General features: G+C 39.8%; 19 protein-coding genes and 2 pseudogenes. 12 read left to right on the top strand and 9 right to left on the bottom strand.

Features of this window, described 5'->3' with window-relative positions:
• The first annotated feature begins 20 nt into the window (after positions 1-20).
• The 6 genes from fis (at position 21) to J7338_RS16570 (ending at position 7,969) form a co-directional block, all read left to right on the top strand.
• The gene (fis, locus tag J7338_RS16595; RefSeq protein ID WP_002957804.1) at positions 21-311 is read left to right on the top strand and encodes a DNA-binding transcriptional regulator Fis; all 291 of its coding nucleotides are present in this window, start codon (positions 21-23) and stop codon (positions 309-311) included.
• Positions 312-662: 351 nt separating this feature from the next.
• Positions 663-2,249 carry a bifunctional phosphoribosylaminoimidazolecarboxamide formyltransferase/IMP cyclohydrolase gene (gene purH, locus J7338_RS16590; RefSeq protein ID WP_210798077.1) on the top strand — a complete coding sequence of 529 codons (1,587 nt, stop codon included), beginning with the start codon at positions 663-665 and terminating at the stop codon, positions 2,247-2,249.
• 107 nt (positions 2,250-2,356) lie between these two features.
• Positions 2,357-3,175, top strand: a complete 819-nt coding sequence (locus J7338_RS16585; protein WP_210798076.1) for a class I SAM-dependent methyltransferase — start codon at positions 2,357-2,359, stop codon at positions 3,173-3,175.
• 14 nt (positions 3,176-3,189) lie between these two features.
• Positions 3,190-4,473, top strand: coding sequence for a phosphoribosylamine--glycine ligase (gene purD / locus J7338_RS16580; protein WP_210798075.1), 1,284 nt, complete (start codon positions 3,190-3,192; stop codon positions 4,471-4,473).
• A 99-nt stretch (positions 4,474-4,572) separates the two neighbouring features.
• The gene (locus tag J7338_RS16575; protein WP_210798074.1) at positions 4,573-7,092 is read left to right on the top strand and encodes an EAL domain-containing protein; all 2,520 of its coding nucleotides are present in this window, start codon (positions 4,573-4,575) and stop codon (positions 7,090-7,092) included.
• A 67-nt stretch (positions 7,093-7,159) separates the two neighbouring features.
• Positions 7,160-7,969: a DUF2797 domain-containing protein gene (locus J7338_RS16570; protein ID WP_210798073.1), complete on the top strand. Its 810-nt coding sequence runs from the start codon at positions 7,160-7,162 to the stop codon at positions 7,967-7,969.
• Here J7338_RS16570 and J7338_RS16565 read toward each other — a convergent pair.
• A complete protein-coding gene (locus tag J7338_RS16565) occupies positions 7,948-10,464 on the bottom strand; it encodes an EAL domain-containing protein (RefSeq protein WP_210798072.1) in 2,517 nt (838 codons plus the stop codon). The genes J7338_RS16570 and J7338_RS16565 overlap by 22 nt on opposite strands.
• Positions 10,465-10,544: 80 nt before the next feature.
• Here J7338_RS16565 and J7338_RS16560 point away from each other — a divergent pair, with 80 nt between their 5' ends.
• On the top strand, positions 10,545-10,835 hold the full coding sequence (locus J7338_RS16560; RefSeq protein ID WP_210798071.1) for a DUF4144 family protein: 291 nt from the start codon (positions 10,545-10,547) through the stop codon (positions 10,833-10,835).
• A 189-nt stretch (positions 10,836-11,024) separates the two neighbouring features.
• Positions 11,025-11,777, top strand: a complete 753-nt coding sequence (locus J7338_RS16555; protein WP_210798070.1) for a substrate-binding periplasmic protein — start codon at positions 11,025-11,027, stop codon at positions 11,775-11,777.
• 211 nt (positions 11,778-11,988) lie between these two features.
• Here J7338_RS16555 and J7338_RS16550 read toward each other — a convergent pair whose 3' ends face one another.
• The 6 genes from J7338_RS16550 to J7338_RS16525 form a co-directional block, all read right to left on the bottom strand.
• Complete coding sequence (locus tag J7338_RS16550) at positions 11,989-12,912, bottom strand: histone deacetylase family protein (RefSeq protein ID WP_210798069.1); 924 nt, start codon at positions 12,910-12,912, stop codon at positions 11,989-11,991.
• A 72-nt stretch (positions 12,913-12,984) separates the two neighbouring features.
• Positions 12,985-14,529: a serine hydrolase gene (locus J7338_RS16545; RefSeq protein ID WP_145234770.1), complete on the bottom strand. Its 1,545-nt coding sequence runs from the start codon at positions 14,527-14,529 to the stop codon at positions 12,985-12,987.
• A gap of 29 nt (positions 14,530-14,558) precedes the next feature.
• Positions 14,559-15,053, bottom strand: a complete 495-nt coding sequence (locus J7338_RS16540) for a gamma-glutamylcyclotransferase family protein (protein WP_210798068.1) — start codon at positions 15,051-15,053, stop codon at positions 14,559-14,561.
• 34 nt (positions 15,054-15,087) lie between these two features.
• Positions 15,088-15,711, bottom strand: coding sequence for a LysE family translocator (locus J7338_RS16535; RefSeq protein ID WP_210798067.1), 624 nt, complete (start codon positions 15,709-15,711; stop codon positions 15,088-15,090).
• Between the two features lie 2 nt (positions 15,712-15,713).
• Positions 15,714-16,496, bottom strand: coding sequence for a hypothetical protein (locus tag J7338_RS16530; RefSeq protein ID WP_210798066.1), 783 nt, complete (start codon positions 16,494-16,496; stop codon positions 15,714-15,716).
• 15 nt (positions 16,497-16,511) lie between these two features.
• Entirely contained in the window at positions 16,512-16,982 is a 471-nt protein-coding gene (locus tag J7338_RS16525) for a CreA family protein (protein ID WP_182717226.1), read from the bottom strand.
• Positions 16,983-17,087: 105 nt separating this feature from the next.
• Here J7338_RS16525 and J7338_RS16520 point away from each other — a divergent pair, with 105 nt between their 5' ends.
• The 4 genes and pseudogenes from J7338_RS16520 to J7338_RS20840 all read left to right on the top strand — a co-directional run.
• Complete coding sequence (locus tag J7338_RS16520; protein ID WP_210798065.1) at positions 17,088-17,675, top strand: hypothetical protein; 588 nt, start codon at positions 17,088-17,090, stop codon at positions 17,673-17,675.
• Between the two features lie 16 nt (positions 17,676-17,691).
• The gene (locus J7338_RS16515; protein WP_064665428.1) at positions 17,692-18,021 is read left to right on the top strand and encodes a 5-carboxymethyl-2-hydroxymuconate Delta-isomerase; all 330 of its coding nucleotides are present in this window, start codon (positions 17,692-17,694) and stop codon (positions 18,019-18,021) included.
• 408 nt (positions 18,022-18,429) lie between these two features.
• Positions 18,430-18,687, top strand: a pseudogene (locus J7338_RS20845) (IS110 family transposase); the annotation flags it as partial.
• Positions 18,673-18,840 (top strand): annotated as a pseudogene (locus tag J7338_RS20840) (IS110 family transposase); the annotation flags it as partial. The pseudogenes J7338_RS20845 and J7338_RS20840, both read left to right, overlap by 15 nt.
• Before the next feature lie 28 nt (positions 18,841-18,868).
• Here the strand turns inward: J7338_RS20840 and J7338_RS16505 are convergent.
• Positions 18,869-19,327 (bottom strand): DUF3291 domain-containing protein, encoded by a 459-nt coding sequence (locus tag J7338_RS16505; protein ID WP_210798063.1) that lies wholly within the window; start codon positions 19,325-19,327, stop codon positions 18,869-18,871.
• Positions 19,328-19,438: 111 nt separating this feature from the next.
• Positions 19,439-19,894, bottom strand: a complete 456-nt coding sequence (locus J7338_RS16500) for a GNAT family N-acetyltransferase (RefSeq protein WP_210798062.1) — start codon at positions 19,892-19,894, stop codon at positions 19,439-19,441.
• Positions 19,895-19,942 lie beyond the last annotated feature (48 nt).

Raw genomic sequence — 19,942 nt, 5'->3', positions numbered from 1 at the left:
GAAAGAAAGAGATATAAACAATGTTCGAACAAAACGTGACTTCTCCATTTATCACTAACCCTCATGTTCAGTCACACGAGAAACCGCAGCCATTGCGTGATGCAGTGAAAAAAGCTGTTCATCATTATTTAAAACAGCTTAACGGTCAAGATGTGCAAGACGTTTACGACCTTGTTCTTTCAGAGCTAGAAGCGCCATTACTTGAAGAAGTAATGACTTATACACGTGGTAACCAAACACGTGCGGCAATCTTATTAGGTATCAACCGTGGTACTTTACGTAAGAAGCTTAAGAAATACGGCATGAACTAATACCTGTTATAAGGGAACCGTAATCATTCTAATGAAGCTAAATACGTCCCTAACTACGTTAAAAATTTCTTATGTAGAATAACTACACTACAAAATTTTTTCCTTGTTATTGACATATTTTTCTATCGTTATAATTGCTTACTAATCCATTACAACTAGTATAAAAATTTAAAATAACCACGTTATTTTAAATAAGAAAGCACCTTCGGGTGCTTTTTTTATATCTTTAAAAATCCTCAAAAAAGCATCTAATTGCATAATCCTCATTCTTTAAACATCGTTTTTTAAGCGATATTCAGTTAAAATAACGCCTTTCTAAGCTAGCTCAAACACTGAGGTAATCAAACTATAATGGATACACATCGTCCAATTCGTCGCGCACTACTAAGTGTGTCAGATAAAACCGGGATTGTTGAATTTGCTCGCGCTCTTGAATCACAAGGCGTAGACATCTTATCAACTGGCGGTACTTGTAAATTACTTGCTGATAACGGCATTAAAGTCACTGAAGTATCTGACCACACAGGTCACCCTGAGATCATGGATGGTCGCGTAAAAACTCTTCACCCAAAAATTCATGGCGGCATTTTAGCGCGTCGTGGTCAAGATGAAGATGTAATGGACGCTCATAACATCTCAGCTATCGATATCGTTGTAGTTAACTTATACCCCTTTGCGAATACAGTCGCTCAAGAAAACTGCAGCCTTGAAGATGCCATTGAGAACATTGATATCGGCGGCCCAACGATGGTGCGTGCTGCGGCTAAAAACCACAAAGACGTGACTATTGTAGTAAACGCCAAAGATTACGACCGCGTGATCAGCGAAATGCAAAGCAACAATGGTTCAACTACATACAAAACACGTTTTGATCTTGCCATTGCTGCTTACGAGCACACCGCACAGTACGATGGCATGATTGCTAACTACTTCGGTAGAATGGTTGCTGACTACACCGATGAAGCAGCTGAGGAAACTAAATTCCCACGCACTATCAATATGCAATTTACTAAAAAGCAAGATATGCGCTACGGTGAAAATTCACACCAAGACGCGGCTTTCTATGTTGAAAACGACGTTCAAGAAGCGTCTGTTGCAACTGCCGTACAACTGCAAGGTAAAGCACTTTCTTTCAATAATATTGCTGATACAGATGCAGCTCTTGAATGTGTGAAAGAATTTGATGTACCAGCCTGTGTTATTGTTAAACATGCTAATCCTTGTGGCGTGTCAATCGGTGAAAATATTCTTGAAGCCTATGACCGTGCATTCAAAACAGATCCTACATCAGCCTTTGGTGGCATTATTGCCTTTAACCAAGAGCTTGATGCAGACACCGCTGAAGCGATTGTGTCACGTCAATTCGTTGAAGTGATCATTGCGCCTAAAGTATCTGAAGCAGCAGCACAAATCGTCTCTGCCAAGCAAAATGTACGTTTATTAGAATGTGGTGAGTTCTCTGCTAAAGGCACAGGCCACGACATTAAACGTGTAAATGGCGGCGTATTAATTCAAGACCGCGATTTAGGTATGGTTACGCAAGGCGACTTAAAAGTTGTATCTAAGCGCCAACCTACTGAGCAAGAGCTTAAAGACTTATTATTTTGCTGGAAAGTGGCTAAGTTTGTAAAATCAAACGCCATTGTTTATGCCCGTGACGGTATGACCATTGGTGTAGGTGCAGGCCAAATGAGTCGTGTTTACTCAGCTAAAATTGCTGGTATTAAAGCTGCTGATGAAAACCTTGAAGTGAAAGGTTCAGTAATGGCATCTGATGCGTTCTTTCCATTCCGTGATGGTATTGATGCAGCTGCGGAGGCTGGTATTACTGCAGTAATTCAACCCGGTGGTTCAATGCGCGATGAAGAAGTTATCGCCGCTGCTGACGAAGCTGGCATGGCAATGGTGTTTACTGGCATGCGTCACTTCCGCCACTAATCACGCAAAGAGCTAACTACATTAGTTAGCTCTTTTTGTTTGCTATAAATTCACGTATTCTGCTTATTCTATAACCTCTATAAAATTATAATATGAAGGAACAGACGATGAAATTTGCACTAAAAACACTACTGGTTGCTACCCTTGCAATGAGCTCAACGCTGGTACTTGCCCATGATCATGGCCAAAGTTCAGCGGTTGCTCAAGCCGTTAAATCAAGCGAGCGCAGCAGTGAACGCGACCAATACCGCCACCCAGTAGAAACGCTCGAGTTTTTTGGCCTAAAGCCAACAATGACAGTGGTTGAGATTGCGCCTGGCGGCGGCTGGTACAGTGAAATTTTAGCGCCAGCACTGAAAGAGCAAGGCACCTATTATGCTGCACACTTTCCAGCAGATTCATCAGTTGGCTATTATCAACGTTCACTCGCTGGCTTTAAAAAGAAAGTCGCCGAAGATGAGCGATTCAGTAAAGTAAAAATCACTGAATTTGCCCCTTCAACACATTTAGACATTGCACCTGCGGGCAGCGCAGACATGGTGTTAACGTTCCGTAATGTACATAACTGGTATATGAGCAAAGATAAAGATGCCGCAGCTAATGCTTTTAAGTCTTTTTACAAAGCACTTAAACCAGGTGGCACTTTAGGTGTGGTTGAACATCGCCTACCTGAAACACAAGCTGATGAAATGCAAAAGTCATCAGGTTATATGAAGCAAAGCGTGGTAGTCGAACTTGCTAAACAAGCAGGCTTTAAACTTGCAGCAAGCAGTGACATAAATGCAAACTCTCTTGATACAGCCGATCACCCTAAAGGTGTATGGACCCTTCCACCGAGCCTTAGACTTGGCGAGCAAGATGCCGCTAAATATAAAGCTATTGGTGAAAGCGACCGTATGACGCTGAAATTTAAAAAACCGCTTTAAATAGGATATTCGCCATGAATGTATTAGTCATTGGCAGCGGCGGCCGCGAACACGCACTTGCGTTTAAGGCTGCTCAAAACACCAAAGTAAACACTGTATTTGTTGCCCCAGGTAATGCAGGTACTGCACTTGAGCCAAAGCTTGAGAATGTAGAGATTAAAGTAGAAGATTTAGACGCCCTACTCGCCTTTGCACAACAAAATAACGTTGAGCTAACCATTGTTGGCCCTGAAATTCCACTCGTACTGGGTGTAGTAGATAAGTTTCGTGAACACGGCTTAGCTATTTTTGGCCCAACGGCAGGCGCTGCACAACTTGAAGGCTCTAAATCATTCACAAAAGATTTTTTAGCACGTCACAAAATCCCAACGGGTGATTACCAAACCTTTGAGCAAATTGACCCCGCGCTTGCTTATTTAAAGGAAAAAGGCGCGCCGATTGTTATTAAAGCGGACGGTTTAGCGGCTGGTAAAGGCGTTATTGTTGCCATGACCGACGTTGAAGCTGAGGATGCTATTCGCGATATGCTCGCTGGTAACGCTTTTGGTGAAGCAGGCAGCCGCGTGGTAATCGAAGAGTTCTTAGAAGGTGAAGAAGCCTCATTTATCGTGATGGTTGATGGTAAAAACGTATTACCGTTTGCAACTAGCCAAGACCACAAACGCGCTTATAACGGCGATCAAGGTCCAAACACTGGCGGTATGGGGGCGTACTCACCAGCACCTGTCGTTACTGACGAAATCCACCAGCGTATTATGAACGAAGTGATCACCCCAACGGTAGAAGGCATGGCAAGCGAAGGCCATCCTTACACTGGCTTCCTCTATGCTGGTTTAATGATTGATGCAGATGGCACGCCTAAAGTTATCGAATATAACTGTCGTTTTGGCGACCCAGAAACACAACCTATGATGCTACGTCTGCAATCAGATTTGGTTGAGTTGATTGAGGCCGCTAATCGTGTTGAACTTGATAAAACCACCATTGAGTTTGACCCTCGCGCTGCGGTAGGGGTTGTTCTTGCTGCGAAAGGTTACCCTGATAGCTATCCGAAAGGCGATGCAATCAGCGGCCTGAAAGTAAACTACCCTGAAGGCGAAAAAGTCTTCCACGCAGGTACTAAGCAAGCTGGCGATAACGTAGTGACTGCCGGTGGCCGAGTATTATGTGCAACGGCACTAGGTAATACAGTAACCGCAGCGCAACAACGTGCCTATCAACTGGTTGATGAAATTAGTTGGCAAGGTATGGAATACCGTACAGATATTGCGTATCGTGCTATTGCTCGCGAAAAATAGCTCATTGGTATAACCAGTTGCTATTTAATAAAATAGCGCAGTTTATCTGCGCTTTTTAGTGCTACACTAATTCTAAGGGCTAAAAAAGAACGCTGACAATTGAAAAATAACCATCTTCGCTATCGCTTTATTGCCGTTTTAATACTACTTTTCTTGTTCTATGTAATTGCTAATTTCGCAAGTCATTTAGTCACGCCCACTAGATATACAATCGACAAAACCACTCCCATATATTTATCCCAAAGTTATCTCATTGATGATACAAAAAATCTGCATACTCAGCAGATTTTAGACAACCTAAATAGCTTTACAGCAAAACCTTTTCAGCATATCGATTGGAACTTCACGCCACGTAATTACTGGTTACTAGTCGATCTTGATAATCGTAGCCAAGAAAAAGAACATATTGTCGCTCATTTTGATAATCCAATGGTTGATCATTTAACTGCTTATCACCTAGATAGTCACAATAATATTATAACGACCACTCGACTTGGTGATTTGGAATCTGAACTCTCTCTTTTTCAATACAGCGTGCCGCATATTGATCTTACAATTTCTGCGCAGAGTAAACAAAAGCTACTACTGAAAATTGATACAACTGGCATAAGCAAAACCCCTATCAATTTATATGGCGAAGCAGAGTTTCAAGATTTAATCCGCTCACAAACCGCTATTTGGGGGATCTTTGTGGGAGTACTTATTATGGCGGCACTCTATAACTTAGTACTCTTTTTTGGTATTAAAGATCGCGTGTACTTAATTTATATTGGTTACATTATTAGTGCCATAATTTTAATGGGTGGCGTACTTGGCTTTGGTTTTTATCTTTGGCCGCTAAGTTGGCAGCTGTTTTTTCAAAAATATATTGTTGCTAGCAACTATGCAATTGCTTTATTTACCTTGGCATTCTGCACCATGTTTTTGCGTTACCATAAAGAGCAATGCTGGCGTTTTAAGCTCAGTATATATTTAATGTTTTTAATGTTTCTTCTAGGTATAAGTTGTTTTTTCATAGCTGAAAATATTGCAGCACCGATATTTTTTGTTGTGTTGGTATTGTTGTACATCGTATGTATTATTATGATTTACAGCAAATTACGTAGTGGCTTTCGATGGGCCAAGTTCTATGTTATTTCGTGGATACCACTTATTATTGGCGCAGCGATTCAACCTCTTGAATTAACTGGCGTATTACCTTACAGCTTTGCTATTCGCCACGCATTTTTGGTTGCAATACTATGTGAGGTGGTATTAATGGCTATGGCACTTGCTGATAGAGTACGCTATCAACGAGAAAAAGCGCTGTATCACGCCACTCATACAGAGCAAACCAAATTATTAAACAGTGCCATGCTAAAACAAGCCTATATGAGTTTACAACTCAAACAGCGCACAGCGAGCTTATGCTTAATTAAAATTACCGATTTTTATTCACTCAGTCATATTTTAAATCAAACGCAAAGCAGTCAGCTTGTTGTTGCAATAGCCAAATCCCTTGAGCTGCAACTGAATAAAGAGCGTGAGTTTATCAATTTAGAGAGCAATATCGTTACTTGTCCGCGAATAGCCGACTTAAGCAACGGTGTGCTGGCATTCATTTCAATTAAAACTCAAAGTGTACAATCACTGCATGATAAATTAACTAAAATCCGTAAAAGCTTACCTAAATACCATCCGGTGCAAGGGTTTAATTTACAGTTAAACTACGCAATGGGTTATTGTATTCTAGAGCGTGATAGTGGCTTTGATACATGGTTGCAAAATGGCTATTTTTCGCTAACTGAAGTGCCACAAACAAGCTATCCAAACAACCGCTCAAAAGTAATGCCTGTCACTATGAACATTAGCTTAGCAGCTGCATTTCAAAATGCCTTAAAAAGGAACTTGTTAACTATTTATCATCAGCCACAAATAGATTTACGCACAGGCCAAGCGGTTGGCAGTGAAGCCTTATTACGCTGGCCTAATGCACCTTATGAGCAAATCAATATTGAGGCTTTAATCCTACTAGCTGAACGCACTGGTCTTATCAATGAACTTACATTATGGGTGCTGGATCAGGCTTGCCAAGATATCGCAAAGTTTAATCACGCAGGTTTTTTTAAGCATAAAGTAAGTATTAATTTAAGTGCTAAAAACTTAATGATCCATAATTTAATTGAGAAAATTGAGAACACTTTACTCAAACATAACGTTCCTGCTAAACAACTTAAATTTGAACTTACTGAATCAGCTTTAATTACAAACCAACAGCAAATGATTAACTTAGTTGAACAATTAACACGCCTTGGTATTGAAGTAATTTTAGATGATTTTGGTACTGGCTATTCGTCACTAAATTGTTTTGTTAGCTACAACTTTTCGACCTTAAAAATAGATAAGTCATTTATTATTGGCCTCCCTTCTCACAGTGCTAATAGAGTAATTGTTAAAGCTGCGATAGAAATGGCGCATAGTTTGGGTTTAAAAGTCACCGTCGAGGGAGTTGAAGATGTAACAACACAACAACTTTTACACACTATGGGCGCAGACTACGCACAAGGTTACTACTACTCCAAAGCCATTGCTGTAGATGATTATTTGCTCTGGTTAGCTGAAAATAAACAAGCTAATTAAGTAAAATTGTCACATGCGAAAGGATTACTGATAGAATCCTCTTTTTATCATCTTTAGGGGCGTAAAGATGCAAGGCACAATCAAAAAATTAAAATCATCGCTAACACAACCAATTCAGTATCATTTGCCTGTGGGTGATGAGTTAGTCGATCTTAATGCCTATATTGGCAAGCAACTTACACTGACTTTTAATGGTGCTATTGTATGCTCTAGCTGCGGTAAAAAGACCAAAAAAAGTTACTCACAAGGTCACTGTTTTGTATGTATGCGTAAGCTTGCTAGCTGCGATATGTGTATTATGAAACCTGAAACATGTCACTTTGATCAAGGTACTTGCCGTGAGCCACAGTGGGGCGAAGAAAACTGTATGATCCCACATTATGTCTATCTTGCGAATACGTCAGGGCTGAAAGTGGGGATCACCCGGCATACACAAATTCCAACCCGCTGGATTGACCAAGGCGCGACGCAAGCACTGCCAATATTCAAAGTCCAAACGCGCTTACAATCAGGGCTAGTTGAGGTTGCCTTAGCACAATTTATTGCCGATAAAACCAATTGGCGTAATATGCTCAAAGGACAAAGCGATGTCCTTGATTTAAAAGCGGCTGCGGCAGAGCTTATTCCACAAATTGCTGACAAACTAAATGAACTGGCAGAGCTATTTGGTGCTACAGCGATAGAACAACTTGATGAAGAAGTGGTTGAACTTGAGTTTCCAGTTACTGCCTATCCAACCAAAATCAGTTCTTTTAACTTTGATAAAGAGCTCGTTGTAAGCGGTATTTTAAACGGTATTAAAGGCCAGTATTTAATTTTTGATACTGGCGTTATCAACATCCGTAAATTTACTTCTTACGATATCACCGTCGGTTGATTTTGAAGCTGATAAAAATCAAACCATTGCCGCTGCGTTAACGGGCGGCAATAGTAATAGCCTTGGATCAGTTGGCATCCTAACTCCAACAAATAATGATACTGAGAAGACTTTTCTACTCCTTCAGCAATAACATCTAAGTTGAGGCTATTTGCCATTGCAACGATCGCAGCAACCACTTCACTATTACCATACTCATCGGGAACTTTAGCAATAAAACTGACATCTATTTTTAGCGTATCAATGGGCAATTTTGTAAGATAACTCAACGCAGAATAACCAGTACCAAAATCATCAAGCGCAATATGCACGCCCATTTTTTTAAGTTGCCATAACTCTCTTTTCGCCTGACTAAACGAGCTAATAAAACTACTTTCAGTTAACTCTATTTCCAAGCAGTAACCTGGTAAGTTATAGCGTTGCAGCATCTGCTGAACACTGCTCGATAACTTGCCCTGGCTAAGATGACAGGCTGAGATGTTAATTGCCAACCGACCAGCAGTTATTCCTTGCTGTTGCCATAGAGTCAGTTGCATACCAGCCTTGTTGAGTACCCAGAGATCCAGCTTTACTATTAGACCGAGTTCTTCCGCTAATGGAATAAACTGTGCAGGCGATATTATGCCAAGTACGGGGTCTTGCCAACGTAAGAGTGCTTCAACACCTTTAATAGCTTTACTTCTTAAACACTGTTTTGGCTGAAAATATAGTTCAAATTCATCATTTTCGAGCGCATATTGAAACCGGCTCATCATAGCCAAGCGCTCTAAAGAGCGTGCATTCATCGATGGTTTAAATAACTGAAATGAGTTTCTACCTACTTCTTTAGAGCGATACATGGCAATATCAGCATGTTTTAGTAAAGTTTCACTATCGAGTCCATCGTCAGGGTAAATCGCAGCACCAATTGATGCTGTTGCGCCTACTTCAACCCCTTCAAGCTGAAAAGGAGCGTTTAATTTATTTAAGGTTTGCTCAGCAAAACTAATCACTGCGCTAACATCTTCAATCTCGCACAACACCACAAATTCATCGCCACCTAGACGCGCTAAAGTATCGCCTTCGCGTAAAACACTTTGTACTCGTTTAGCAACTAATTTTAGTAGCACATCACCGGCACTGTGACCTAAGCTATCGTTAATTTCTTTAAAGCGGTCAAGATCAATAAACATCACCGCGAGCATGTCGTTACTACGATGTGCAGCAGCTAATGCCATGCTTAATCTGTCATTAAATAAACGCCGATTAGGTAAACCTGTGAGCTCATCAAAGTAAGCAAGCTGTACAATTTTATCTTCTGCGTTTTTACGTTCAGTTATATCACTAAATATTGCTGCATAGACGATGTCATTACTACTCGGCTCGCGTATTTTAATTATGGTTAGCCACTCAACATACGTATCACCATTTTTCTTACGATTACAGATCTCTCCTTGCCACACTCCTTTGTCAGCAAGCGATTGCCACATTTTTATATAGAAATTTTTAGCATGCTGCCCAGAGCTTAATATACGTGGGGTCTGACCGATGACATCTTCTTCTTTATAACCTGTAAGCGAGGTAAAAGCCGGATTAACTTGAATTATCTCCCCATTTTGATGAGTGATCATAATTCCATCTAATGATGCATCAATGATTTTATTGGCTAAATACAGATTACGTTGTGAGTGCTGTAGCGCCATATCACGCTGCTTAAGTACTTTTTCAAGCTCACTACAATACGCGCTTTCTATTTCATTAATAAGATGCTCAAGGGTAAGCACCCCTTTAATTCCCTGTCTGTCGTTTACTACTAAATGACGTACATTGTTTTGTAACATCACTTGATAGGCATCAAACAAACTACTTTTATAGCTTATTTGGTACAAAGGACGGCTTGCTAATTGCCAGCATGTGGATCGGCTATTGGGTGCAAAAATTAAGTGCAGCAAATCTCGCTGAGTAATAATGCCGTGCTCATTGAGTTGCTGGTTATACACTAAAATAACTTGCTCACAGCGCTCACGCATCATATGTATGGCTTCGTGTAATTCGCAATCACTTGGCACTATCAATACATTTTTATGATATTGATCTTCAATTGGCCTAAATTGCAAATAATGATCAAGCCCTTGATTGCGAACAATATCACTGATACTAATAACGCCACAAGGTGACTTACTATCATCTATTACAAGTAGATGACGAACATTATGTTGATGAAAAGTAATCGCAGCATCGCTCAATAATTGTGATAGCGAAATACTTAACACAGGGCTCGACATCTCACTGTGTATCTCAATATGCTGAATATTGTTATTTGTAAAGTCTAGTTTGATGCAATCTGCTTCAGTCCAAATACCACAAATATGCTGTTCTTCTAATACAAAAATAGCGCTAACATTATGTGTCCGCATTAGCTTTACAACATCGAGAAGCTTCGTATACTTTGAGCATGAAAGTACTCTATCCGTGAAAACATCACTGACCTTTTGGTAACAACTACTCTTTGGCATACCAGCATCCTAGATTTATACGAGTCAGCAAGTATAATTAGACAAGTGAATATATATTTGATTTAGGACAACAAATAAGCATGCCTTACCCAAAAATCATTATTTATAATGAGGAAATAGAAGTAGTGGAACGGCCAACCGAGGTAGATGATTTTTTATATGGAATGAATAAAAACGAATTGCTTCAAATAAGAGTACTGGAACGTAATGGTAATTATCACACCCTAGACGGCACACCATGCCAAGCACTCAGTCGTGAAAAATTAACACAATACGTTAAGCAATATTTAGCTAATGAAGGACACTGCTGCTTAACTAAAATAACAAGCCTAACAGCTTCCCAAGCATTTGATCTATTAGGAATAAAATAAAAATATTTTTTTACTGCAACTTTTTTAGCTAAAACGCGTAATTGCTCTCATTATCCGAATTTAGGAAATAATAAAGTAAATTATGATAGCAAAGCCTATAGTGCAAATATTAAACATATTTTTAGTAAAACCAGTTGCACAACTAACTATTTGTCCTAGCCTTAGTTCATAAGATGAGTGTGCTAAACTATGAATGTAACGATATTTATATTAATAACATTTTGCTTTTTTATAGCGAGTAATACAGCTTTTTCCGATACCCTAAAAAGTAGACTAGTTTTTGGGATAGTAAATATACACCCATTCGGCTGCGAGCCAAATAGTAGTGCACCGACATGTTTTCAAAATTTATATATCAAGCAGTTAGAAGAAAAAACTGGCTTGCAATTTTCGTTGTATGCGATGCCGCTATCAAGAGCAATTCACGCCCTAGAAAATCAAAAAATTGATTTATTAATTACTTTTGACGAACCTGAGGTAAGAGCAAGCAGCAACGCTATCATAAAAACTTTCTCTTTTGATTATGTCTTGATAACAACTAACCCTGACTTTATGGATGTTTCACTTAAGAAACAGCATGTTGGAATATTAAGGGGAGTTCATCATTTACCTGTCTCGGATAAGTTAAAGGGTATGACACTGCATCTAAGCAACGATTATGAGCAGCTGTTTGGAATGCTTAAAAAGCAAAGGGTTGAGGCAATTATAGTGCCAGCTCCTTATTTAAAAGAAACACTCATTAAAGCAGGATTAGGTGGCCTCAAAATTTTCCAGCCCATCGGGCAATGGCGACTAGATTTAACATTATTTTGCTCTAAAGACATGTGTGATCCACTAACGATAACCAAGCTACGCAGTGCCGTAGAAAAGATAAGCCAGCAAGAAGCTATGCAGATGTTTCACTACGTATTACTAGCCAACAACCTCTTGGACAAAAATTAATATTATTCAATAATAACTATTCTAAGATGACATTCACCATTTTGTCGTTAAGACTGTATTTAGGTACAAACAGCATCAATAAAAACGACCATGGCATGTGAGTGGTGTTGTGAAGCAACGAACCTGACGCCTTTATTTTTTACTGCTGCGAAAGCAACCTTGGAAAATAAACAGGTCTAAATATTTACTTAATTGTAGAATGAATATAAAGCTACTCTTCTGCTTGTGTAAACACTCTAATATGTTCTATGGTGCTGCGCCCTAGCGCTGATAAATTATATCCTCCTTCTAAATAAGAGATAATCCCTCTACAGCCAGTACTTTTTACCATGTCACACAGCTGTTGTGTCAACCAAGCATAATCGGCCTCAACAAATTTTAGACTTGCCATATCATCTTCAAAATGCGCATCAAACCCTGCGCTGATAAACAATAACTCTGGCTTAAACTCTGTTAATTTAGGTAACCACTGTTGGTTATACAACCTTTTTAAATCATTGCCATCGCTAGCTATGGGCAACGGTGAATTAACCAATGTATCGTTATTTTCAACGGTGGTATTAGGGTAAAAAGGGTGCTGAAATAATGAGCAAAGCAACACATTATCATCATCGATAAAAATGTCTTGCGTGCCATTACCGTGGTGAACATCAAAATCGACAATCGCAATGCGCTTAATCCCTTTACTTTGCGCGTACTTCACCGAAATTGCTAAGTTATTAAACACACAAAAACCGGCAGAGGTTGTACGGTTTGCATGATGACCCGGTGGCCGTACGGAGCAAAATGCGGCATCGAGGTTATCCGCTAATATTTCATCGACGGCTAATAGCCCTGCCCCTACCGCCCGCTCAATTGCCAAAAGTGACTCTGGGCATAACCAAGTGTCGCCATCAAGTGATACTAAACCTTGTTCAGGGAGGGTGTTTTCCACCAGCGATACAAGGGCCTCATCATGGGCTAATAAGTAATGCTCACGTAATGCTTTAGGCGCTTGCTTTTGCTGCACAGCAATATCCAAACCACTGGCCAAGAGACGATCGGTAATAGCATCTAAGCGCCCAGGACACTCTGGATGATCCGCGATCATTTTGTGTTTACGACAAAAAGGATGAGAAATAATCGCAGTACGCATAAATGCTCCAAATGAGTTAACGACTGTAACTATAACAAAGCTACCCTTTGATGGCTTTGCGACTTTGGTTTACTATTTAGCTTGCAAATGAAGATTTCTAAAATCAAAACTGAAATCAGTCACTGCTGTTGATACTGCACGCATTGTCGCTTCATTAACACGATTTTTAGTGCTCATATCAAAGCTAATATACGCATCAGCTTCGAGTAGCTTTTCATCCCACTTGACGATAAATGTGTTGCCAGTGTAATGTTCAAGCTGCCCTTTTAAACGTTTGGTATGCGTAAAATCAATACGTAGCTTACCGTCTAGCTCTTCAATAATAACATCACCATACCAATCATCGTGTAAGGTGCCGGTGTAACTAATATTTGGTAACTGTGGTTGATAGTCTGCAGGAGCGTCCGGCTTAGCATTAGCATACGCTTTTTGCTTACCTTCAAAATGCTTTTTAGCCAACTCTGCTACCCAATCTTTATCTTCAAGTTCAAGGGCGTCTTCAAGCACTTCATGAGTAATAGCTGAGAGCGCACCGAATGCTTGCTGATTAGATAAAATAACAATCCCGAGGTTTTTCTCAGGCAATAACGTCACCTGCGATACCATTCCTAAAATACCACCACCATGGCCTAATTTTTTAATACCGTGGTAGTCTTCAATGCTCCAACCTAAACCATAACCTCTAAATTGCTGATGATAAGCCTCATAAGCGCTTTTTGACGCCAGTGAGGTAATATGTGGATGCCACATTTGCTCTTGTTGTTTTTCACTAAACAACTGCTCGCCATTTGGCATTTTACCATGGGCTAATTGTGTACGTAGCCATTGGCTCATATCATTCACACTGGATGCAATCGCGCCGGCACCACGAAAATCCTCTAAGTAATTAACGAAAAATGGATGTAATTGACCATCCATAGGAATATGACCCGTTGCCCAGTTTTTATTACTTTTTGGAATACGCGAAAAACCGGCGCGTGAGTTATCCATGTGCAAAGGCTGGAGAATATTCTTTTCGATATAATCATTCCAGCTCATACCTGAGACCCGCGCGACTACCTCGCCAGCGGTCACAAACATCAAGTTGTTATAAGCGTATGTGCTGCGAAAGCTACTAGCTGGTTTTAAATATTTAAGGCCTGCGAGAATTTCTTCGATTGATTTATCGGTGTCAGGCCAAATCATTAAATCCCCTTGGCCTAGCCCTAAACCACTGCGGTGACTTAATAAATCACGGATCGTCATTTCGCGGGTTACATAAGGGTCATATAAACGAAACTCAGGAAGGTGATCAATTACCTTGTCATCCCAACTAAGCTTTTCTTCATCAACTAATTTTGCCAATGCAGCAACCGTAAATGCTTTAGTATTTGATGCAATACCAAATAAGGTATCTTTATTCACCTTACTACCAGTATCTAAGTTACTAACACCAAAGCCTTTAGCAAAAATAACTTTATCGTTTTCAACAATCGCCACGGCCATACCCGGCACATCAAAGCGCGCCATTGAATTTTCAATCACTTGATTGATGTGCTTGGTATCAATATCGGCGTAGCTATTAAATGCACAGCCTGCTAATAAGGTGGCCGCAATAGCTAGTTTAGTTAATTTCATAACAATCCTTGGAGTTATCATTTTAGTTTTTATTTTTGATGTACAGCAAACTCAATGGCTGCACGCGCACTGTCGCTATCTTGGCAGGTTGGCCGAGACTTTATGGCATCACTGTACGCATTAGGCACACCAGCTTCAAGCGCACCGCGATGAACGTGCTGCATATACCAATCGTAAGGCAGTATCTGCGCATCAGTGGTGTTGGCAATATAACAATGCGCCGCTACTTTTTGCCCATCAAGTAATGTTACTTGAATATCTATGCAGTCATAACGAGGCCCTTCGATGGCGTCTAAAATCGTTTTTTCTGCGTCATTGAGTTGATATACCACGCCATATACTTGCGCGTTCTTATCATTTGATGAGCGTACATTGCCTTTTCCTGAGCCATCAGTACTTACCATATCAAAGGTTAACTCGTAACCGGCTAGTATTGCCGTACCAATACGAGTAGCGTTTGGTAAACGCGCCAACAAACGACTCGACGACATATTTGAACCAAACGAAAAATTATATACAGCCATATTCACCTACTACAGATTTCTGTTAAAACAACACTTACACTACAATTCTTATTGCTAGAGCGATCAAAATCACGCCAATACCACGGTCAAACCAATAGCCACTTTTTTGAAAAAAACCGCGAACACTAGGCTTTGATAGCACCAAGGATAGAAACGAAAACCACGCCCACGTTGCTAATGCCATATACAGCCCATAGCATGCTTGCACAATTAATGGCGTTGATTGGCTGATCACTAAAGTAAACAACGACATAAAAAATAACGTGGCTTTTGGGTTTAACGCATTGGTTAAAAAGCCGCGACGAAATGCAATCCAACTGGATTCAACACCTTGAGATTGAAAAACAGTTTCTTGCTGCGCTGGCGCCGGTCTAGCACTTCTAAGCGCTTGCACACCAATGTAGGCCAAGTATGCACCCGCTAAATATTTTAATGCCATAAATACGTTTGGTGATTGCGTTAATAAAACCGCAACCCCGAGCAAGCAATAACTAACATGTAATAAAATAGCCAGGCCTACCCCAAAGCTGGTCCACAATGCATTACGACGCCCCTGCTGAACACTTTGTTTAAGCACAATGGCAAAATCTGGGCCGGGGCTTGCTACAGCAAAAAAGTGCGCCAGTGCAATCAATAAAAACTCATCTAAATAAGCCACGATTACCCCGCTTTTTTATCATCAAGCGCTAACAACAACGGATTAGCAGTACTATTAACTAAGGCTTTAATTTCTTTTTGCGCCTTTTTGAATTGGCTGCGTAAGTGCGGCTTTAAATGCTTTTTAGAATCTTTATAGCCTTTAAAGTGGCAAATAAGGGCATGCATAAATAAGGTTTGCGGTTCACTAAGTGTAGCTTGCCTGTTCGCATAGGGGTTGTAACACGAGCCACAGCCCCCTTTAAACTGATACACCGTATTGCTCATCATTACCCCAAAACCTAAAAAACATGCCACGGCATCGGCGGCCTGTGGTAAAAACTCTTTACCGCCTGGTGGTAACACGCCCACATGGTGGATCATAATTGTCGCTAAAGTACCGGCAAAACTGGCCACTAAATCTTGTGGCTGATTAATTTGATTTGGATTAAATGACACATTAACCGTATGGCTTGGCGGCACTATTAATTGGCTATTATCACCACGTAACTGATTGCTAAAAGCAAAATGAGGAAATACTTGCGGCTGCAATTGCTGTGGAGCCACCAGCGTAATTGGCCAAGCTTGCAGCCCCGAATAGCTAACTACTCGCTCAAACACTTTACTGGCCATTTCTTCAATGCTTGAAACCGCATCGGGAAAGCATTGGTGGTTTGGCAAAACTAATTGCGAGTTATTAATGAAATAATCGCTGTCAAAATTTTCCACCGCCCACACAAAAGTATCAATCAGCCATTGCTGCTCTTGTTCATCTAATAAAGGTTTGCTTTTAAATAACGCTAACATAGTTTGCTCTTTTGCTTATTCTTGCTCTTGTGCCCACGCCCATGCTTGGGTGTTATACAATGGCACAGTGGATAACGCATGATGATGACTGCCGGTTGACTCTTTAGTTGAATACGACAGATATAACAGAGTTCGCGTTTGCGCATCATAAATTCGACGCACTTTTAATGATTTAAATAAAATACTTTTTGATGATTTAAATACCACCTCACCCGACTTACTACGGTCAATCGCTTGTAATTGGTCGGCAGTAATTGGTCCTGTTTGGCGACACGAAATAGACATATCAGAAGGATCAGCAAAATCTAAGTTTGCTTCGATATGGCTAATATGACAGGTTACGCCTTTTACTAACGGGTCTTGTTGCGAGTTAACTTTAATATCTTTAGTGGTAAATAATCCCAAACTAACTGATGCAACATCATCAGAGCAGCCCGCTAAGGTGATCAATAAACCTGTCAATACGCCTATCATTATAGGTTTCATATATTACTTGCTCCATGTAGGGGTAAACGATTCGTGGCTTACATTTAATATTCAGCTATGTTTCAATACTAACTTAAATTAATCACAACAACGAGCACCGACACAATGAAAAAAGTATTCTCATTACTTTGTTTACTGCTAATAAGTCACGGCGCAGTCGCTGGTTACTCACTCAGTGTTTACACGGGTAAAAGTTTTAATCAATCATTACAGACCGAAGAAGGCTTAGCGATTGAACTTGAAGATAGTAATCATCTGGCTTTTAGTATTGATAGAACTATCGACTCTGCTCGTTATGGTTTTTATTTTTCCAATACAAAAAGTGACTTTCAATCATCACCTGAGTTAGATGTAGAAATGCAGTATTTTTTGTTTCAAAGTGCCGTTGAAGTCCCTTTAGGCAACCGTGTTAACGGCTATGTTGGTGCACAAATTGGCGCGAACTATGTAAAGCCTAATTTTGCCAGCTCAGATATCTTCTTTGCCAGTGGTTTATATGGTGGGTTTGAATACCTATTTAACGACCAAGCACGGGTTTTATTTGAAACTCGCTGGCTGGCAACTATCGTTAATAATGCTAGTAACGTTTCTTGTACATTACCCACAGATGAAGACAATCAATGTTTATGGCATTTTGATGGTGACGTACTTAATCAATTTCAAACAAGCTTAGGCTTCACATACCGTTTCTAAGAGAAGTAACAAGATCATGCCGCATATTATTATTGAGCACTCAGAAGATTTACCCGTGTTACCGCAAGTATTGGTTGAAAAAATACACAATGCAGCATTTGCGACCGGCTTGTTTGAACTGCCAACAATCAAAACCCGCGCTATAGCCTACACCCATTATCAGCTGGGCGATGGTAAGGAGGGCTTTATCCATATTGCTGTGCATATTATGGCTGGGCGCAGTATTGAACAAAAACAGCAGCTCAGTGAAAGCTTACTGCATTGCTTGCAAATTTATTGTCGGGACTCTGACAGTTTAAGTGTCAACGTACATGATATGCAGCACGAAATTTACCGTAAGTGTTAATATTTAAGGTAAATTTAAATCTCTAATCAATTTGTAATAACAGCTCCAGCTTCGAAAGAAGATGGTCTTAAATTCCTTAGTCGCGCCAGATAAAAGTGAATAAGTCTTAACTTGATCTGTCAGATTCGATTAACAGGTGTGATTAACGGACTCAATCAAATCTGAAAATCGCATATGTACCAAGATATAGTCTTTGAACCTTAATAATCTATACTTTGAATTGTTGAGGTTATGTGCTCTTTACTTACGAATATTGTGCCAGCATCATTTAATGATCACCGCTTTTCTTTCGAAGTATTGAGTTACTTTACTCAAAACGAATACTCAGGGCTTGCCTTATAAACGCAGTCTATATTTCTTTCGAAGAGTAAAGAATGCATAACAAATTTCAATAATCGGAGATTTGGCATGAATACTAAAAATGATAACTTTTCTGCATATGTTGGCCTTGATTGGGCTGATAAAAAACATGATATTTGTGTGCAGGTTAAAGACAAAGAGTCTCGGGCGTTCAGCGTAATTTCTCACTCACCTGAATCAATTAATGATTGGGTTGAGGCATTACATAAAAAAGTAAAAGGCAATATTGCTGTTGCAGTTGAGTTAAATAAAGGACCTATAGTATACGCCTTGCAAAAATATAGCTTTATTATGATGTCAGCTATCCAATGCAACCCTAAATTTAAAGAAATTTACCAACGAATGGTTGCAGCAGGAAAACCTAAAAAAGTAGCCATCATTGCGTGTATACGAAAGCTGGTAGTGATAATAAATTCAATGGTGAGAGATGGTGTATTGTGGGATCCTGAAATGGTTTAAAATTAGGAATTGACACCATAGTCACTTGTTAGGCATTACATTCTCTATACTCAGCTACGCTAAAATTACTTTTAAAAGAAAATGCACTGGGTGTATCACCATTACTTCGTAAATATTCCAGTTTTTCTACAGCTTCTTCAATTGTAGGAATATGACCTACCGGAACCCACCATAAAACATAACTATCTTCTGGAATATTATGAAACCACTCTTTTTTGCGACGCAGGAAATCTCTATGATGAGTTCTGAACATAAGGTTTTTCAGAGCATCTACTGAATCCCAAACTGACATATTTACGATAATATTAGGGTCAGAAAACGCTTGGATATTCGTTGCATCTCCATCTTCATCCTTCAAGCGCCATATAAATCCACTGCTTGATTCTGCTAAATTATTAACAGGTTCTAAATTATCAACGAATTCTTTAATTTCAGGAGCCTCTAAAGAGTATTTAGCTTTGGCTATATTCAATTGTGCAAGATGCATATGGATCCTCCGTGATGCCTAACGCCCAGTTAACAGGCAATAAAATAGTTGGTTAAAATAAGCGACGAAGGAGCAAAAACCAACTGTTTTTTGTCCTTGTTTAACAGCTTGTTAGGCATTTCTAGCATTACACAGTTTATGTACTGTTACATCAAACCTCTCATTACCTGGCATCACACCGCTATGAGTTTCTACCATTGAAAACCCTGCATTCAGGTAAAACTGTAATGCTGCTGAATTCCCTTTTAGTACCTCAATCGTAAATGCACTAGACGACGCTTCAATAACAGCTTTAACCAATGCTTTTCCAATACCAATGCGATATAAGGTTGGATCTACATAAAGCCAAGCTATTTCCTCCTCATCATAAGCTATAAATCCAGCAACAACTCCATTATGCTCTGCTACTAGCAAATCATATTCAAAAATATTTTCATTTTTTGCTGCAACTTCTAGTGGTAAAAATGCATCCTCCAGCGATGCACCACGTAACTCATCTAAACGAGCCAAGTCATGTATATGACAAATACGAGACCAATCTTTTTCTAAATACTTACGAATTTTCATATGACAAACTTCCAAAATGCCTAACGCCCGCCTAACAGGCGCATAAAG

Source organism: Pseudoalteromonas ostreae, assembly GCF_018069805.1.
Classification (GTDB): Bacteria; Pseudomonadota; Gammaproteobacteria; order Enterobacterales; family Alteromonadaceae; genus Pseudoalteromonas; species Pseudoalteromonas ostreae.
The sequence above is the reverse complement of the archived record's forward strand: the minus strand, read 5'-3'. Positions and strand labels throughout refer to the sequence as shown.

Coding starts and splice junctions, on each gene's coding strand:
- J7338_RS16570 (WP_210798073.1), top strand. CDS start 7,160: ATGCAAGGCACAATCAAAAAATTAAAATCATCGCTAACACAACCAATT.
- J7338_RS16500 (WP_210798062.1), bottom strand. CDS start 19,894: ATGAAAATTCGTAAGTATTTAGAAAAAGATTGGTCTCGTATTTGTCAT.
- purH (WP_210798077.1), top strand. CDS start 663: ATGGATACACATCGTCCAATTCGTCGCGCACTACTAAGTGTGTCAGAT.
- purD (WP_210798075.1), top strand. CDS start 3,190: ATGAATGTATTAGTCATTGGCAGCGGCGGCCGCGAACACGCACTTGCG.
- J7338_RS16520 (WP_210798065.1), top strand. CDS start 17,088: ATGAAAAAAGTATTCTCATTACTTTGTTTACTGCTAATAAGTCACGGC.
- J7338_RS16515 (WP_064665428.1), top strand. CDS start 17,692: ATGCCGCATATTATTATTGAGCACTCAGAAGATTTACCCGTGTTACCG.
- J7338_RS16565 (WP_210798072.1), bottom strand. CDS start 10,464: ATGCCAAAGAGTAGTTGTTACCAAAAGGTCAGTGATGTTTTCACGGAT.
- J7338_RS16525 (WP_182717226.1), bottom strand. CDS start 16,982: ATGAAACCTATAATGATAGGCGTATTGACAGGTTTATTGATCACCTTA.
- J7338_RS16545 (WP_145234770.1), bottom strand. CDS start 14,529: ATGAAATTAACTAAACTAGCTATTGCGGCCACCTTATTAGCAGGCTGT.
- J7338_RS16550 (WP_210798069.1), bottom strand. CDS start 12,912: ATGCGTACTGCGATTATTTCTCATCCTTTTTGTCGTAAACACAAAATG.
- J7338_RS16560 (WP_210798071.1), top strand. CDS start 10,545: ATGCCTTACCCAAAAATCATTATTTATAATGAGGAAATAGAAGTAGTG.
- J7338_RS16540 (WP_210798068.1), bottom strand. CDS start 15,053: ATGGCTGTATATAATTTTTCGTTTGGTTCAAATATGTCGTCGAGTCGT.
- J7338_RS16585 (WP_210798076.1), top strand. CDS start 2,357: ATGAAATTTGCACTAAAAACACTACTGGTTGCTACCCTTGCAATGAGC.
- J7338_RS16555 (WP_210798070.1), top strand. CDS start 11,025: ATGAATGTAACGATATTTATATTAATAACATTTTGCTTTTTTATAGCG.
- fis (WP_002957804.1), top strand. CDS start 21: ATGTTCGAACAAAACGTGACTTCTCCATTTATCACTAACCCTCATGTT.
- J7338_RS16530 (WP_210798066.1), bottom strand. CDS start 16,496: ATGTTAGCGTTATTTAAAAGCAAACCTTTATTAGATGAACAAGAGCAG.
- J7338_RS16505 (WP_210798063.1), bottom strand. CDS start 19,327: ATGCATCTTGCACAATTGAATATAGCCAAAGCTAAATACTCTTTAGAG.